This window comes from Micromonospora sp. CA-263727 (assembly GCF_050942455.1).
Classification (GTDB): Bacteria; Actinomycetota; Actinomycetes; order Mycobacteriales; family Micromonosporaceae; genus Micromonospora.
The window spans coordinates 592,772-608,275 of record NZ_CP192031.1 but is presented as its reverse complement, the minus strand read 5'-3'; the positions used below and the strand labels follow the sequence as shown (position 1 = coordinate 608,275).

16 protein-coding genes are annotated in these 15,504 nt (G+C 72.7%); 8 read left to right on the top strand and 8 right to left on the bottom strand.

Going from position 1 to position 15,504, the window contains the following annotated elements:
• Positions 1 to 10: 10 nt before the first annotated feature.
• The gene (locus ACQPYA_RS02800) at positions 11 to 1,351 is read right to left on the bottom strand and encodes an MFS transporter (protein WP_433531070.1); all 1,341 of its coding nucleotides are present in this window, start codon (positions 1,349 to 1,351) and stop codon (positions 11 to 13) included.
• Positions 1,348 to 1,974, bottom strand: a complete 627-nt coding sequence (gene pdxH / locus ACQPYA_RS02795; RefSeq protein ID WP_433533364.1) for a pyridoxamine 5'-phosphate oxidase — start codon at positions 1,972 to 1,974, stop codon at positions 1,348 to 1,350. Before pdxH ends, ACQPYA_RS02800 begins: the two co-directional genes overlap by 4 nt.
• A 277-nt stretch (positions 1,975 to 2,251) precedes the next feature.
• Here pdxH and ACQPYA_RS02790 point away from each other — a divergent pair, with 277 nt between their 5' ends.
• From ACQPYA_RS02790 to sepH, 4 genes are all read left to right on the top strand, one after another.
• Positions 2,252 to 3,358, top strand: a complete 1,107-nt coding sequence (locus ACQPYA_RS02790) for a citrate synthase 2 (RefSeq protein WP_433531069.1) — start codon at positions 2,252 to 2,254, stop codon at positions 3,356 to 3,358.
• Positions 3,359 to 3,638: 280 nt separating this feature from the next.
• Complete coding sequence (gene serC / locus ACQPYA_RS02785) at positions 3,639 to 4,766, top strand: phosphoserine transaminase (protein ID WP_433531068.1); 1,128 nt, start codon at positions 3,639 to 3,641, stop codon at positions 4,764 to 4,766.
• A gap of 147 nt (positions 4,767 to 4,913) precedes the next feature.
• Entirely contained in the window at positions 4,914 to 6,125 is a 1,212-nt protein-coding gene (locus ACQPYA_RS02780) for a pyridoxal phosphate-dependent aminotransferase (RefSeq protein ID WP_433531067.1), read from the top strand.
• Between the two features lie 150 nt (positions 6,126 to 6,275).
• Entirely contained in the window at positions 6,276 to 7,349 is a 1,074-nt protein-coding gene (sepH, locus tag ACQPYA_RS02775; protein ID WP_433531066.1) for a septation protein SepH, read from the top strand.
• 81 nt (positions 7,350 to 7,430) lie between these two features.
• Here sepH and ACQPYA_RS02770 read toward each other — a convergent pair whose 3' ends face one another.
• From ACQPYA_RS02770 to ACQPYA_RS02760, 3 genes are all read right to left on the bottom strand, one after another.
• A complete protein-coding gene (locus ACQPYA_RS02770) occupies positions 7,431 to 7,940 on the bottom strand; it encodes a hypothetical protein (protein ID WP_433531065.1) in 510 nt (169 codons plus the stop codon).
• A gap of 140 nt (positions 7,941 to 8,080) precedes the next feature.
• Positions 8,081 to 9,358, bottom strand: a complete 1,278-nt coding sequence (locus ACQPYA_RS02765; RefSeq protein WP_433531064.1) for an MFS transporter — start codon at positions 9,356 to 9,358, stop codon at positions 8,081 to 8,083.
• An 80-nt stretch (positions 9,359 to 9,438) separates the two neighbouring features.
• Entirely contained in the window at positions 9,439 to 9,888 is a 450-nt protein-coding gene (locus ACQPYA_RS02760) for a MarR family winged helix-turn-helix transcriptional regulator (protein ID WP_433531063.1), read from the bottom strand.
• 174 nt (positions 9,889 to 10,062) lie between these two features.
• Here ACQPYA_RS02760 and ACQPYA_RS02755 point away from each other — a divergent pair, with 174 nt between their 5' ends.
• Positions 10,063 to 10,305 carry a DUF2530 domain-containing protein gene (locus ACQPYA_RS02755; protein WP_433531062.1) on the top strand — a complete coding sequence of 81 codons (243 nt, stop codon included), beginning with the start codon at positions 10,063 to 10,065 and terminating at the stop codon, positions 10,303 to 10,305.
• Positions 10,306 to 10,346: 41 nt separating this feature from the next.
• On the opposite strand, the gene ACQPYA_RS02750 is transcribed toward ACQPYA_RS02755, so the two are convergent.
• Complete coding sequence (locus ACQPYA_RS02750) at positions 10,347 to 11,183, bottom strand: DUF3027 domain-containing protein (RefSeq protein WP_433533363.1); 837 nt, start codon at positions 11,181 to 11,183, stop codon at positions 10,347 to 10,349.
• An 87-nt stretch (positions 11,184 to 11,270) separates the two neighbouring features.
• On the opposite strand from ACQPYA_RS02750, the gene ACQPYA_RS02745 reads away from it, so the two are divergent.
• Genes ACQPYA_RS02745 through ACQPYA_RS02735 form a run of 3 tightly spaced genes read left to right on the top strand, consistent with a single transcriptional unit; the run spans position 11,271 to position 14,447 of the window.
• The gene (locus tag ACQPYA_RS02745; protein ID WP_433531061.1) at positions 11,271 to 12,905 is read left to right on the top strand and encodes an MFS transporter; all 1,635 of its coding nucleotides are present in this window, start codon (positions 11,271 to 11,273) and stop codon (positions 12,903 to 12,905) included.
• Positions 12,902 to 13,552, top strand: a complete 651-nt coding sequence (locus ACQPYA_RS02740; RefSeq protein ID WP_433531060.1) for a futalosine hydrolase — start codon at positions 12,902 to 12,904, stop codon at positions 13,550 to 13,552. The genes ACQPYA_RS02745 and ACQPYA_RS02740 overlap by 4 nt, the downstream gene beginning before the upstream one ends.
• Before the next feature lie 46 nt (positions 13,553 to 13,598).
• Positions 13,599 to 14,447, top strand: a complete 849-nt coding sequence (locus ACQPYA_RS02735) for a 1,4-dihydroxy-6-naphthoate synthase (RefSeq protein WP_433531059.1) — start codon at positions 13,599 to 13,601, stop codon at positions 14,445 to 14,447.
• Here the strand turns inward: ACQPYA_RS02735 and ACQPYA_RS02730 are convergent.
• Positions 14,408 to 14,794, bottom strand: coding sequence for a cold-shock protein (locus ACQPYA_RS02730; RefSeq protein WP_111215200.1), 387 nt, complete (start codon positions 14,792 to 14,794; stop codon positions 14,408 to 14,410). The genes ACQPYA_RS02735 and ACQPYA_RS02730 overlap by 40 nt on opposite strands.
• A 71-nt stretch (positions 14,795 to 14,865) precedes the next feature.
• Complete coding sequence (locus tag ACQPYA_RS02725) at positions 14,866 to 15,489, bottom strand: HAD family hydrolase (protein WP_433531058.1); 624 nt, start codon at positions 15,487 to 15,489, stop codon at positions 14,866 to 14,868.
• Positions 15,490 to 15,504: the final 15 nt, after the last annotated feature.

Here is a 15,504-nt window from a genome sequence, read left to right as displayed (position 1 = left end):
TCGCCAGACCCTAGTCGTCAGGACCGCGACCCGCTCGCTCCGGTCGGCGATCTTCGACACCACCGCCCGCGCTCGACGCGGTCGCCGGCCGGTAGCGCGCCAGCGCCGGGAAAGCCACCGCGAGCAGCACCGCGAGGCCGGCCGCCGCCAGGCCGCCGCCCACCCAGGCCACCCCGCTGCCGAAGCCGGCCGCCATGGCGCCGGCCCGCAGGTCGCCCAGGCGCGGCCCGCCGGCCACCACGACGAGGTTGACCCCCTGGAGCCGCCCGCGCATCCGGTCCGGCGCGTACACCAGCAGCATCGACTGGCGCACCACCGAACTGATCAGGTCGGCCATCCCCGCCAGCACCAGCAGCGCGATGACCAGCCAGAACTGCCGGGCGAGCCCGGCCAACGCCACCGCGACGCCCCAACCCACCACGGCGAGCACCAGCACCATTCCCTGCCGGTGGACCCGGCCGATCCAGCCGGAGACCAGCCCGGCGAGCAGCGAGCCGATCGCGATCGAGCTGTACAGCCAGCCCACCGCCGCACCGCCGCCGAACCGCTCGGCCGCCACCTCGGGGAACAACGCGCGAGGGAAGGCGAACACCATCGCGATCAGGTCGATGCCGAAGGAGAGCAGCAGCACCGGGCTGCCGGCCAGGTAGCGGATCCCGTCGACGATGCTGCGCAGCCCGGCCTGCCGGGGCGCGCCGTCCGGGTCCGGATCGGGCGGCATGGCGGGCAGCCGCAGCGCCGCCCAGACCAGGGCGGCCAGCAGCGTGGCGTCCAGTCCGTACGCGATCGGCAGGGCGACCCCGAGGTCCCAGAGCGCCAGGATCAGGCCGGCCGCCAGCGGCCCGAGCACCGAGGTCGCCATCGCCGTGGTGAAGTTCAGCGTGGTGGCCGCGGGCAGCAGCTCGGTCGGGACCAGCCGGGCGACGAGCGCGTTGCGGGCCGGGCCGCTGACCGCGAACGAGATCGAACTCAGCGTCACCAGCGCAAGCAGCAGCACCGGGCTGCCGATGCCCAGCAGGGCCTGCACCAGCAGCCCCAGCACGGAGAGCCAGAGCAGCGCCGAGCCGCCCAGCAGCACCCGACGCCGGTCGATCACGTCGGCCACCGCGCCGCCCCAGAGCCCGAAGACCAGCAGCGGTACGAAGGCAGCCACGCCGAGCAGCCCCACCCAGAACGAGTCCTGGGTCAGCGCGTACATCTCCACCGGCACGGCGACCGCGGTCAGCTGGAAGCCGAACATCGCGATCGCGTTGCCGAGCCAGAGCCGCCGGTACGCCGGCACCCGCAGCGGACGCAGGTCGATCGCCCAGCGGCGCTGCTCGCGCGGCCGGCTCGTTTTGGTCGCGGTCACGGGGCCAGCCGCTCCACGATCCAGCCATCCCCGGCGTGGCGGAACCGCAGCCGGTCGTGCAACCGGCTGGCCCGGCCCTGCCAGAACTCGACCGACTCGGGCCGGACCCGCAGCCCACCCCAGTGCGGCGGGGCGGGGATCGGCGTCCCGTCGGCGAACCGCTGCGCCGCCGCGCGGTACGCCTCCTCCAGCCCGGCCCGGTCCGGCAGCACCGACGACTGGGTACTCGCCCAGGCTCCCAGCTGGGAGCCGCGCGGCCGGCTGGCGAAGTACGCCTCGGTCTCCGCCCGCCCGACCCGCTCCACCCGGCCGGCGACGATCACCTGCCGCTGCATCGGAAACCAGGGGAACACCAGGCTGGCGTACGGATTGGCGACCGCCTCGGCGCCCTTGCGGGAGTGGTAGTTGGTGAAGAAGACGAAGCCCTCCGGGTCGTATCCCTTGAGCAGCACGGTCCGCCCGCTCGGCCGCCCGTCGGCGTCGGCGGTGCCCACCACCATCGCGTTCGGCTCGGGCAGCCCGGCGGCCACCGCCTCGGCGAACCAGCGATCGAACTGGGTGTGCCAGTCGCCCGCCAGGTCGTCCTCGGTCAGCCCGGATCCGGCGGCGTACTCGTGCCGCATCCTTGCCGGTGGCGGTGTGTCCCCCGTCACGTTCCCTCCCCTGTCCGTCGGGCCGATCCGCGCCCGACCAGCCTGTACGACCCAGTCTGGCCGAACGGCCAGCGGCCGTCGCGTCCGGGGATGTCGTGTGCAGCACATCGACAGTGGGTCGCGTACCCGGCTACCAGCAGGCAAGATGTCACGAACACATCCCTGAGGGTCGCCTAAGGCGCTCACCCGGCCGGGGCCGGGACACCGAGCCCGGGCGGGCGCACCGACCAACACCAGGAGTAGTGAGATGGCCGATTTCAAACCCGGACTTGAGGGCGTCGTAGCCTTTGAAACCGAGATTGCCGAGCCCGACCGCGAGGGCGGTGCGCTGCGCTATCGCGGGGTCGACATCGAGGATCTGATCGGCCAGGTCTCCTTCGGCAACGTCTGGGCGCTGCTGGTCGACGGCCGGTTCGGTCCCGGCCTGCCACCGGCCGAGCCGTTCCCGGTGCCGGTGCACTCCGGCGACATCCGGGTCGATGTGCAGTCCGCCGTGGCGATGCTCGCCCCGTACTGGGGTTTACAGCAGATGCTGGACATCTCCGACGAGCAGGCCCGCGAGGACCTCGCCCGGGTGTCGGTCACCGCACTCTCCTTCGTCGCCCAGTCCGCCCGGGGTCTCGGCCTGCCGGCGGTGCCGCAGAAGGAGATCGACAAAGCCTCGACGGTGGTCGAGCGCTTCATGAAGCGGTGGCGCGGCGAACCCGACCCCCGGCACGTCAAGGCCGTGGACGCGTACTTCATCTCGGCCGCCGAGCACGGCCTGAACGCCTCCACCTTCACCGCCCGGATCGTCGCCTCCACCGGCGCGGACGCCGCCGCCTGCATCTCCTCCGGCATCGGCGCGCTCTCCGGCCCGCTGCACGGCGGCGCGCCGTCCCGGGTGCTGAGCATGCTGGAGTCGGTCGAGCGCAGCGGTGACGCCGAGAGCTACGTCAAGGGCGTGCTCGACCGGGGCGAGCGGCTGATGGGCTTCGGTCACCGGGTCTACCGGGCCGAGGACCCCCGCGCCCGGGTGCTCCGCCGCACCGCCAAGGAACTCGGCGCGCCGCGGTTCGAGGTCGCCGAGGCGCTGGAGAAGGCCGCACTCACCGAGTTGCAGGCCCGCCGGCCGGACCGGGTGCTCGCCACCAACGTCGAGTTCTGGTCCGCCGTGGTGCTCGACTTCGCCGAGGTACCCGCGCACATGTTCACCTCCATGTTCACCTGTGCCCGGATGGGCGGTTGGAGCGCGCACATCCTGGAGCAGAAGAAGCTCCAGCGACTGGTCCGCCCCTCGGCCCGCTACGTCGGCCCCGCCCCCCGCAAGCCCCACGAGGTAGACGGCTGGGACGCCGTCCCCCACGGCCTCTGACGTGTAAGGAAGGGCCCCCTATTAACGCCTCCGGTAGAGGAAGGGGCCCTTCTTAACACGCCCTGCCGGGCTCGGGGTGTGGGCGACGCCACCGGTTGTGGCGGACGCCTCACGGTTGGGGCCGGGACGCGCGCCCGGACCGGCCGCGACGGGTGCGAGGATGAAGTCCGGCAGCGCCGCCGAAGGGCTGAGACCCCGGTTCCACGTGCATCCGCACGCGCCGTCGGTCCGCCCGTTCGCTCACCCGGGCCCCGACCCCTGCGGAAGGATCTTGACAACCGTGGCTGACGCACCGACCATCCGGATTCCCGACGAGATCAAGCCCGCCGACGGCCGATTCGGCTGCGGGCCGTCCAAGGTCCGTCCGGCCGCGGTATCCGCGCTCGCCGAGGTGGCGACCAGCTACCTGGGCACCTCGCACCGACAGAAGACCGTCCGGGACCAGGTGGCCCGGCTGCGCTCCGGCATCGCCGAGTTCTTCTCCCTCCCCGAGGGCTACGAGGTGATCATCGGCAACGGCGGCACCACCGCCTTCTGGGAGGTCGCCACCTTCGGCCTGGTCCGCGACCGGGCCCAGTTCGCCAGCTTCGGCGAGTTCGGCGCCAAGTTCGCCAAGGCCGTCAAGGACGCGCCGTTTCTCGGCGAGCCGACGATCCGCAAGTCGGACGCGGGCAGCGCGCCGACCCTGACCGCCGAGGCCGGCGTGGACGTCTACGCCACCCCACACAACGAGACCTCGACCGGCGTGGCCGTGCCGATCGGCCGGGTGGCCGGCGCCGACCCGGGCTCGCTGCTGCTGGTCGACGCCACCTCCGGCGCGGGCGGGCTGGAGGTCAACGTCGGCGAGACCGACGTCTACTACTTCGCCCCGCAGAAGTGCTTCGGCTCCGACGGCGGGCTCTGGCTGGCCCTGATGTCGCCGGCCGCGCTGGAGCGGGCCGCCGAGATCAAGGCGTCCGGCCGGTACATCCCGGCCTTCCTCGACCTGGTCACCGCGATCGACAACTCGCGGCTGGAGCAGACGTACAACACCCCGGCGCTGGCCACCATCTTCCTCGCCGCCGAGCAGACCGACTGGATGAACGCGCAGGGCGGGCTGGCCTGGGCGGCCAAGCGCACGGCCGAGAGCGCCGCGATCGTGTACGGCTGGGCCGAGCGCTCCGCCGTCGCCACCCCGTTCGTCACCGACCCGGCGCTGCGCTCCAACGTGGTCGCCACCGTCGACTTCGCCGACGGGGTGGACGCCACCGCGATCGCCAAGGCGCTGCGGGCCAACGGCATCGTGGACACCGAGCCGTACCGCAAGCTGGGCCGCAACCAGTTGCGGGTCGCGCTCTTCCCGGCCGTCGAGCCGGCTGACGTGGAGAAGCTGACCGCGTCCATCGACTACGTCGTCGAGCGACTGTAACCGAACGGGAACGCAGCGCCACGGGCCCGGCCGACCCCACCAGGGTGGCCGGGTCCCGCGCATTCCGGCACCCGTCACGGTGAACTTCTGGCGTCCCACCAGCCGTACCCCACGCCAGGTGCACCGAACCGGAAGCCGGAGGGCGACGTGGGAAACAACGGAATCGACACCAGCGTGCTGCACCAGGGCTCGCACAGCGCCTCCTACTTCATGTTGGCCCGCAACATGGGTGGTGATGCCGACATCGTCGATTTCTGCATCCCGTGCAACCCGTACTTCCCGACGCCGGGCATGTTCGACGCGCTCGCGGCGGACCTCAAGAACATCCTCAAGTACTACCCGAGCGACGCCGGGACGATCACCCGGAAGCTGGCCGACGTCCTGGGGCTGCACCCGCAGACGATCGCCATGTCGAACGGCTCCACCGAGATCATCACCTGGCTCGACCACCTCATGATCGAGCAGAGCATCGCCATCCCCATCCCGACCTTCGGCCGGTGGACCGACCAGCCGATGGAGACCGGCAAGCGGGTGGACATGTTCCTGCTCCAGGAGCGGGACAACTTCCGGCTCGATCTCGACGAGTACGGGCAGTTCATCCGCTCCCGTGGTTCCCGGGTCGCGGTCGTCTGCAACCCGAACAACCCCGACGGCAACTACCTCGACCGACGGGACATCCTCCGCTTCGTCGACTCCCTCGACGACCTCGACCTCGTGGTGGTGGACGAGTCGTTCGTCGACTTCGTCGACGACCCGTACCCCACGGTCGGGCCGGACGCGGCGATCCGCCCCAACGTGGTGGTGCTGAAGAGTCTCGGCAAGAACTTCGGACTGCACGGCATCCGGTTCGGCTACATGGTGGCCAATCCGGCCATCACCGCGAAGATCGCCAAGGCGTTGCCCAAGTGGAACCTCAACTCGCTCGCCGAGGCGGTGGTCTACATGATCCAGGACTACGAGGCCGAATACCGGGAGAGCCTTCGTCTGCTCAGCCGTGACCGGCGCGAGATGATCGCCGCGTTGAGCCAGGTGCCCGGCCTCAAGGTCTTTCCGTCCCAGGGCAACTTCGTCCTGGTCAAGCTGCCGCCCGGCCAGGGCGGCGTCGGCCTGCGCGACTACCTGGTTGCCAAGCACGGCATTTTCGTCCGCGAGTGCGGGAACAAGCTCGGCATGTCCAGCCAGTTCCTGAGGCTGGTGGTCCGCCCCGCCGCGGACGTCGCCCGCCTGGTGGGCGGCATGTTCGCGTTCGGTGGACACCGACACGCGGCCGGCGAGGTCGTCGACGCCAGCAACCTCATCGTGCACCCCGCCCACCGGTCCGAGCTGCGCACCACACCCCGGCTCGCCTTCAACAGCTGAGCCGTCGCACAGTGGCGGAGCAGCCCGAATCGCCCGCCTACCCGGGCGTGGCGTCTCCCCCCTGGCCACGAATGGGCGTACCGTGGTACGCAACGCCCCGGGTGGCCGGCTCGTGGCGTACGGCCAGCGAGGCGGGACGGAGGCAACGCGATGCGCCCAGTACGCTTCGTCGCCCTCTCCGAGGACGGCCAGGCCCTGGTGCTCGCCGACGAGGTCGGGCGCCTGCTCGCCCTGCCGATAGACGAGCGCGTCGCCGGAGCAATGCACGCCGAGCCGGGCGCCCCCGCTCTGGTGGTGGCACCGACCGCTGCCGACCCGGTGCCGTCGCTGTCCCCACGGGACATCCAGGCCCGGATCCGCTCCGGCGAGTCCGCCGAGGACGTGGCCCGCATCGCCGGGGTCCCGGTCGACCGGGTGCTCCGCTACGCCGGTCCGGTGCTCCAGGAGCGGGCGATGCTCGCCCAGCACGCCCGGCGTACCCGGCTCAAGGGTGCCGAGAAGCCCACGCCCCTCGCCGAGGTGGTCAACGGCCGGCTCGCGCAGCACGGGATCGACACCGAGAAGATCTCCTGGGACGCGTGGCGTCGCGACGACGGCACCTGGCGGATCGTCGCCACCTGGCCCTCCGGCAAGGCCACCGCGCAGGCGGTCTGGGATCTGGACAAGACCCGGCAGTCGGTGACGCCGCACGACGACATGGCGCAATATCTGTGTGCCGAGCGTCCGACGCCGATCCTCGGTCAGGAGCCGGCACCGGAGCGGGGCGGGCACGCGCTGCCCGGTCCGTCACGTGGCGAGCCGAGCCGGGGTGGGCACGGCCTGCCCACGCCCACCGAGCCGGGCCGGTCGGGTCGTGACCCGATCCGGGCCGGCCGCGACGCGCTGCTCGCTTCGCTCGACCGTCCGCTCGGCTCGACCTCGGGTCGCGGTCTGGAGCCCCGCTCGCCGGCCGCCGGGCAGGACGCGCCCCGGCAGCGGCCGGTCAGCGGCGGCGCGGCGGCGCTGCTCGGCGGCGGTCCGGGTTCGGCCTTCGACGACGATTCGGACGCGCCGAAGGAGGTCCCGGCCGTGCCGTCGCTGGCGGTGCTGCGCCCGCGCCGCACCAACACGCCGGCGACCGGCACCAGCGACTCGACCGACGCCTCCGGCAAGCCCCGCAAGCGCCTGCCCAGCTGGGACGACGTCCTTTTCGGCAGCGGCCCCGCCGCCCGCGAATCCTCCTGACCGTCCCCGCTCCCACCGGGGGATAGCGGGTCGCCGTCAGGTGGCGGGCCGCGCCGAGCCGCGGCCCGGCAACCCGGGCGGTCAGGGGTGCCGCTCGCGTTGCCCGGGACGGGTCGCCGGCAGCCGCAGACCGGCCGCGTCCAGCTCGCCCTCGACCCGGACCCGTTCGAGTTCCCGATCCATCCCGGTCAGCTCGGCCAGGTGCTCGGTGAGGCCCAGCGCCCGGCAGGCGTGCCGGAGCCGCTCGTCGTACGCGTCGAGCACGCTGCTGTGCCAGACCACCGCCGGGCCCTCGCCGCCGACCCGTGCCCGGCGTAGGCACCGCAGGTCGGCGGCGATCTGCTCCAGGGGGCGTCGATCGGCCCGGTCGAGGGCGTCGAGATCGACCCGGCTGGCGAACTCGTCGGCGTCGACCGCCTGGTCCAGCTGGGCGATCAGGAGCCGCTCCCGCCGACGATCCCGCCATTCGGTGTATCCACAGGTCACCCGGTCGAGGACCTCGTCGGCGCAGATCACGAGCGCGATCAGCAGGGGCAGGCAGACCACGGCGGCCAGCGCCACGGCGAGCAGCAGCAAGCGTATGATCTCCACTAACCGAAGCTAAGCCGCTGCGCAGCGTCACGTAACCGAATTCCCGCATCCGGCCCCGGCTCCGTGCGATAGCCCGGCACGTACGCGCAGGCCGCGGCCCCTCGCCCCGCACGGCGAGCGAGGCCCAGACCGGCGTCCGTTCAGACCTCGGTGACGTAGAAGCGGGGCATCGGCAGGACCCGGAAGCGCAGCCGGGCACCGTCCCGGCGGAGCTGCCAGGTCAGCGCGAGCAGTGCGGTGGTCAGGGAGAGCAGGCCGCCGGCCCAGATGCTGACACTGGCACCGTAGGTCTCCGCGACCCAGCCGATGACCGGCGCGCCGACCGGGTTGGTTCCCAGGAACACCAGCACCCACAGCGCCATCACCCGTCCCCGGAACGCGGCGTCGGTGCCGAGTTGGACCCGCTGGTTGGCCGCCTGGGCGAAGTAGACCATGAAGAACCCGGTCGGCGGCAGCAGCACCACGACCATCCAGTACGAGGGCGCGAACCCGACGAGTGTTCCGAAAACGGCACAGGCGATCGCGGCGCCGAGCACGAGCCAGACCGAAGGGCGACTGCGCCGCCCGGTCCCGGCCAGCGCGCCGGCCAGCGCGCCGACCGCGAGGGTCGTGCTGAACAGGCCGAACGAGGCCGCACCGGTGTTGAACACGGTCTTGGCGAGCGCCGCCAGGGTGAGCTGGAAGTTGAACAACGACATCCCGATCACCGACATGACCACCATCGGCAGCAGCAGGTCGGGACGGCGGCCGACGTAGCGCAGCCCGTCCAGCACCGTCGCGGCGGCCCGCTTGTCACGCGGTGGCAGGGGCTCGCGGTGCAGCTCGGCCGGACGCATCCGGACCACCGTGACCAGCGGCGCGATCGAGCTGAGCGCGGTGACCAGGAAGACCGGCCCGACGTCCAGGGCGGCGATGGCCAGGCCGGCGCCGGCCGGGCCGACGATCCGGGCCGAGTTGAACACGGCCGCGTTGAGGGAGAGCGCGTTGGGCAGCAGCGGGGTGCCGACCAACTCGGAGACGAAGGCCTGACGCACCGGGGTCTCGACCGCGTTGGCCACGCCGAGCAGTGCGGCGAAGACGAAGACGTGCCAGAGCTGGACCAGGCCGGTGAGGACGAGCACGCTCATCGCCAGCGACAGCACGGTCCAGAACGCGTTGGCGACGAAGAGGAGCATCCGCTTGTCGTACCGGTCGGCAAGCCGGCCGGAGATCAGCGTGAGCAGCAGAACGGGGGTGAACTGGAGGGCGACGACCACACCCAGAGCGGTGGCCGAGTCGTTGGACAGCTCGAGAACCAGCCAGTCCTGGGCGATGAACATCATCCAGACGCCGATCAGCTTGATCAGTTGCCCGGATGCGAAAAGCCGGTAGTTGCGGACCTGTAGGGACTGGAACATCGTGCTCAGCCTCGCCTGCACTCTTGGTGCGCCTCCTCGCGGTCGTACGCGTCATCAACGACGGACGGCGCGGCGCGGAGCACACCAGGTGTGCGGCGGCGTCAGGCGCGGGAGAGCCGCTGGAGGATCTCCGCGGCGTGGTGCAGGGTCTCCCGATCGGCATCGTTCAGCTCGGCCAGCCGGCGGGCCAGCCACTCGTCCCGGACCCGCTCGAACTGGTCGAGCACGGTCCGGCCCCCCTCGGTCACCGCGAGGATCACCTGCCGACCGTCGGTCGGGTGAGGGCTGCGCTGCACCAGGCCGCGCTCCTCCAGCTTCGCGACGATCTTCGTCATCGTCGGTGGCTGCACCCGTTCGACGTCGGCGAGTTCCCGCGGCGTGAGCGCGCCTCCCAGCCGGATGCTGGTGAGCGCGGACAACTGGGTGACCGTCAGGTCACCGACCGGCCGGGCCTGGCGGACCCGCCGGTTGAGCCGGGTGATCGCATCACGCAGCTGATGCGCCAGCTGCGCCGGTGGCATGCTCTGAGCCGTCACCGTCCGCTCCGTCACGATAGTTAGCCTAACTAATTAGATGACCGCGCCGCAGCTGATATGACCATGCTCACCCGGCGACGTGCCTGCTCCCGGCCGGCGTCAGGACAGCAGCGACTCGATCGGACCGCGCAGGAAGTACACCACGAACAGCGCCGCCATCGCGTACGGCAGGTCGCGTACCCTGGCCGGGTGCCGAAGCAGCAGCCGCGACCCGAGCCGCTCGACCCGCCGATGGTGCCGTTCGCGCTCGCCGGGATGGCGGCCTGGGCGGTCACCGGGCTGGTGCTGCTGCTCTTCCGCGACCGGCTCGTCGCCGAGGGGCACGAGAACTGGCTCTGGATCTGCCTCGCCGGTTTCCTGTGGGGCTTCCCCGGTCTGGCGGTCATGATGCGGCACGACGCCCACCGCCGTCGCCGGCGCGCCGCCAACTGAACGCGCCGGCTGCCGGGTTCAGCTGGCCGCCCGCGGTCGGATCAGGAGTGGCCGTACGGCTCCGCCGGCTCGTCCGCCTCGACCGAGCCGGGCGCACGGCTGACCGACACCGGCTCCACCGCGCTGTCGTCGTAGACGGTCGGCATCTCGTCCACCGCCGTCTCGGCCTCGACCAGCGTCTCCGAGTGGGCACCGCAACCGTGGTCCGAGCTGACCACCCGACCGTCGTCCGGGGCGTAGAAGTTGCCGCAGACGCCGAAGCACTGCCGCAGCTTGCCCGCGAGCGGCAGGTAGAACCCGCAGGTGCCGCAGCGGGCGGCGACGGGGGCGGCGGTCGAGATGGGCGCCGACGGCCCGTGGTCGCCGTCGTACCAGCGCTGAGCCGTCTCGACGCGCCCCTCCCGCGACATCACCCGCGGCCGACCGAGCCCCAGCTCCCAGGCGACCTCCTCGACCGCCGGGTCGTCGGAGAGGAGGTAGCCGGGCTGGAGCCGCTCGTCGTCGGACGGCGTCGGCAGCAGGTCACCGGGGCCGAGGTCGCCCGGCTTGAGCCGTTCCTGCCAGGGCAGCCAGCCCGGCGCGAGCAGCGCGTCCGGCCCGGGCAGCAGCACGGTCTCACAGATCGTCACGGTGCGACTGCGCGGCACCCGGGTGACGGTCACCCCCCACCGCCAGCCGCGATAGCCGGCCAGCCGACACTCGAAATAATGGGTGACAAGACGATCACCCTCGGCGACAGCCTGGAGGTGGTCGCCGACTTCGTCGGGGTCCACCTCGGTGATGCCGGCACGCGCCACCTCGACGGCGGCGGCACAGACCTGGTCGAGACGAGCGGCGCGGGCGGAGACGGGCCTGGTCACCCGACCATTGTCCCCTATCGGCGGGTTCGGCTGTGAGGCACTCCCCAGAGGTGTTCTGGGACGGTGGCGCGGCATCCGGCGAGCCGATGGGTGAGGATGGGTCCCATGCCGCTGTTCTCCCGCTCCGAGCGGTCCCTCCTCGGGCGAACCGTCGGCACCGGCATCCGCGCCATCCGGCTGCTGCTGCGCGGCTCGCTCAACGGTGGCCGATGGATGACCCGCAGTGCCGCCCGCGCCCGGGCCCGCGGCGCCGGCGGGGAGACCGGCATGGTCCGCCTCTTCGACCTGCACGCGGTCTCCTGTGCCGGGGACACCCTGATCGCCATCGGCCTGGCCGGCACGATCTTCTTCAACGTGCCGCTCGGCGAGGCCCGGAGCAAGGTGGCGCTCTACCTGCTGGTGACCATGGTGCCGTTCGCCATGCTCGCCCCGGTGGTCGGGCCGCTGCTCGACCACTTCCGGCACGGCCGCCGGTACGCCCTGGCCACGACCATGCTGGGCCGGGCGTTCCTGGCCTGGCTGATCTCCGACTACATCCACGGCTTCGGCCTCTATCCGGCGGCCTTCGGCGTGCTGGCGCTCTCCCGGGCGTACGGCGTGGCCCGCTCCGCGGCCGTGCCCCGGCTGCTACCCGAAGGGCTCGGCCTGTCCCAGGTCGGGGCGCGGGCCAGCGTCTACGGCACGGTGGCCGGGGCCCTGGTCGCCCCGATCGGGCTGGCCGCGTTCTGGTTCGGGCCGCAGTGGCCGTTGCGGGTGGCCTCGGTCATCTTCCTGATCGGCATGGTGGTCGCCCTCCGGCTGCCACCGAAGGCCGACTCCGAGCCGCCGGAACGGGTGCCGCGACCGCTGCGGGCGTTGCGGTCCGGCACGGGCGAGCGGCCCCTCGGCCGGGGACGCCCCGCCGGCCGGCTGGTGATCTCGACCCTGATCGGCGCGGCCACGCTGCGCGCGGTCTACGGCTTCCTGCTGCTTTTCCTGGCGTTCACCATCAAGGCGGGCGACCTGACCACCGTGGTGTTCGGCCGCGACCTGGGTGACGAGGGTGCGCTGGGCCTGGTCGGCGGCGCACTGGCCGTCGGCACCTTCCTGGCCACCGCGACCGGCACCCGGTTGCGCATCCACCGGCCGGCGGCGCTCCAGTCCAGCGGCATGATCATCGTGGCCGGGGTGGCCGTGCTCACCACGCTGAGCTTCTCCCTGCCGATGGTCGCCCTGCTCTGCGTGGTCACGGCGATGATGAGTGGCATCGCCAAGCTCGCCGTGGACGCCTCGATCCAGGAACGCATCCCGGAACGGCTACGGGCCAGTTCCTTCGCCCACTCCGAGACCGTGCTGATGCTCGCCTTCGTGGCCGGCGGCGGGCTGGGGCTGGTCCCGTTCGACGGCCGGATCGGCATCGCCGTCGCCGCCGGGGTCGGGGTGCTGGCCGCCGGGCGGGGGCTGGTGATGGCCCGTCGGCTGCGGGCCGAGCGGCTACGCGGCCGGCCACTGACCGACGACGAGCAGGCCGCACAGGAGCGGGTGGCCGACGAGCAGGCCGCCCAGGAGCAGGTTGCCCGGGACCGGACGGATGCCGACCCCGCCCCCACCTCCCCCGCGCCCTTCCAGGGCGCACCGGCTCCTGAGGAGCCGAGCCTCGCGCCCCCCGGCTTCCACATCTACCGTCCGTCGTCGGCGGTCCCCGGCCCGGGCGGCGCCGACGACGAGACCCGGCGCAGCTCACCGGGGCCACTCCCGTGACCGGCCTGCTCGTGGTCACTGCGGTTCCCGCGGAGGCGGAGGCGATCCAGGCGGGTCTCGCCGAGCCCACCGTGGCGGTGGTGCCGGTGGGCGTCGGCCCGGCCGTCGCCGGAGCGGCCACCGCCCGGCTGCTGGCTCTCGCCGAGGCCGCCGGCCGGCCGTACCGCGGGGTGCTCAGCGCGGGTGTGGCGGGTGGTTTTTCGGGTCTGGTGGCGGTTGGCGGCACCGTGCTCGGCAGCTGTGCGGTCGCCGCCGACCTCGGCGCGGAGTCGCCCGGGGGGTTCATCCCCGTCGACCAGCTCGGCATGCCGCCCGAACTGCTCGGCGGCGGCACCGTCGTCACCGTCGACCCGGAGCTGCTGAGCACCCTGCGCGCCGCGCTGCCGACCGCCACCGTCGGCCCGGTGCTCACGGTCAGCACGGTGACCGGCACCGCCGCCAGCACCGAGGCGCTGCGCCGACGCCACCCGGACGCGGTGGCCGAGGCCATGGAGGGGTACGGCGTGGCGGTCGCCGCCAGCCATGCCGGCGTGCCCTTCGCCGAGCTGCGTACCATCTCGAACCCGGTCGGCCCGCGCGACCGCGACGCCTGGCGCATGCGCGACGCCCTCACCGCCCTCACCACCGCCGCCACCGCCCTACGCTGACGGTTCTGGCGCGGGCCTCCGGCGCGGCCCGGGTTACCGTGGGGGCGTGGCGCTCTCGCTGGCTATCTCGCCCTGCCCAAACGACACGTTCGTCTTCCATGCGCTGGTGCACGGGCAGGTGCCCGGCGCACCGCCGGTCGAGGTGACCTACGCCGACGTCGACGTGACCAACACCGCCGCCGAGCGCGGCGCGTTCGACCTGGTCAAGGTGAGTTACGCGGCGTTGCCGTGGCTGCTGGGCGACTACCACCTGCTGCCCTGCGGGGGCGCGCTCGGTCGCGGCTGCGGCCCGTTGGTGCTCACCAGGGGCGACCGGGACGGTGGGCCGGACCGCACCGATCTCAGCGGCGCGACCGTGGCGGTGCCCGGCGACCGGACCACGGCGTACCTGCTGTTCCGGCTCTGGGCGGCCGGCCGGACGCCGCGGCGCATCGAGGTGGTGCCGTTCCACGAGATCATGCCCGGCGTCGCCGCCGGACGGTACGACGCCGGGCTGGTGATCCACGAGGCCCGCTTCACCTACCCGCGCCACGGCCTGACCGCCCTGGTCGACCTCGGCGAGTGGTGGGAGGCCGACACCGGCCTGCCGATCCCGCTCGGCGCGATCCTGGCCCGTCGCGACGCGGTCGACCCGCAGGAGGCCGCCGGGTGGATCCGGGGCTCCGTCCAGCGGGCCTGGGCGGACCCGGCGGCCAGCCGGGCGTACGTGCTGGCGCACGCCCAGGAGATGGAGCCCGACGTGGTGGACCGGCACATCGGCCTCTACGTCAACGAGTTCACCGCCGACCTGGGAGAGTCGGGGCTCGCCGCCGTCGAGGCGCTGCTCGGTCGGGCCGCCGACGCCGGGCTCGTGCCTCAGACCTCCAGCTCGCGGGCGACCGCGTGGACCAGCTGAGCGACCTTCTGCGCCGTCTTACGATCCGGGAAACGGCCCCGGCGCAGGTCCGGCTGGACCTTGGCCTCCAGCACCTTGATCATGTCTTCCACCAGGCCGTGCAGCTCCTCGGCGGGTCGGCGGCGCAGCTCCGCCACGGACGGCGGGGCGTCCAGGAGCTTCACCCCCATCGCCTGCGCGCCGCGCCGGCTGTCCACCACGCTGAAATCGACCCGCTGGCCGCCCTTGAGGTCGGTGACACCCGCTGGTAGCGCGGCCTTGGGCAGGAACACGTCGCCACCCTCGTCGCTGGTGACGAACCCGTATCCCTTGGTCGCGTCGTACCACTTCACTCGACCCGTAGGCACCTGAGAACCTCTGCTTCGCTTGAGAGACTGTCGGGAAACCGCGCGGGGTTTCGCGACAGTCTCTGAGACGTCTACTGCCTCAAGGCTAGCCGGATCACGCCGTCGAGCGCCGCCGGGAATCCGGTGAGATCCGCCAGCACCGCCGCCGCACCGGCGGCCCGTAGCTCGTCGGCGGAGCACGGCCCGGAGGCCACCGCGATCCCGGGCACCTCGGCCGCTCCGGCGGCCACCATGTCGGCCACGTGGTCGCCCACATAGTGGGTCGCGCCATGCGCCCGCAACGCCGTCGCCTTCTCCTCGGCGAAGAGGTCCCCGGCCAGCTCGTCCACCACCAGACCCAGGTGGTCCAGGTGCAGCCGGGCCAGCCGGGCGATCTTCGACGTGACCACGAGCACCCGGCCGCCCCGCTCGCGTACCGCGTCGAGGGCGGCCCGGGCGCCGGGCATCGGCACGGTCGGCGTGATCGCGTACGCCGGATAGAGCTCGCGGAAGACGCGGACGGCCTCCTCGACCTGCCCGGCCGGGAACCAGCGGGCGATCTCGGTGCGCAGCGGCGGGCCGAGCCGGGACACGGCGGCCTCGGCGTCGACCGGCACACCGGTCCGCTCGGTCAGCGCGCGGTAGGTCGCGGCGATGCCGGGGCGTGAGTCGACCAGGGTCATGTCGAGGTCGAACCCGACCGTCAGAGGGAGCATGCTGCGAAGCTACCC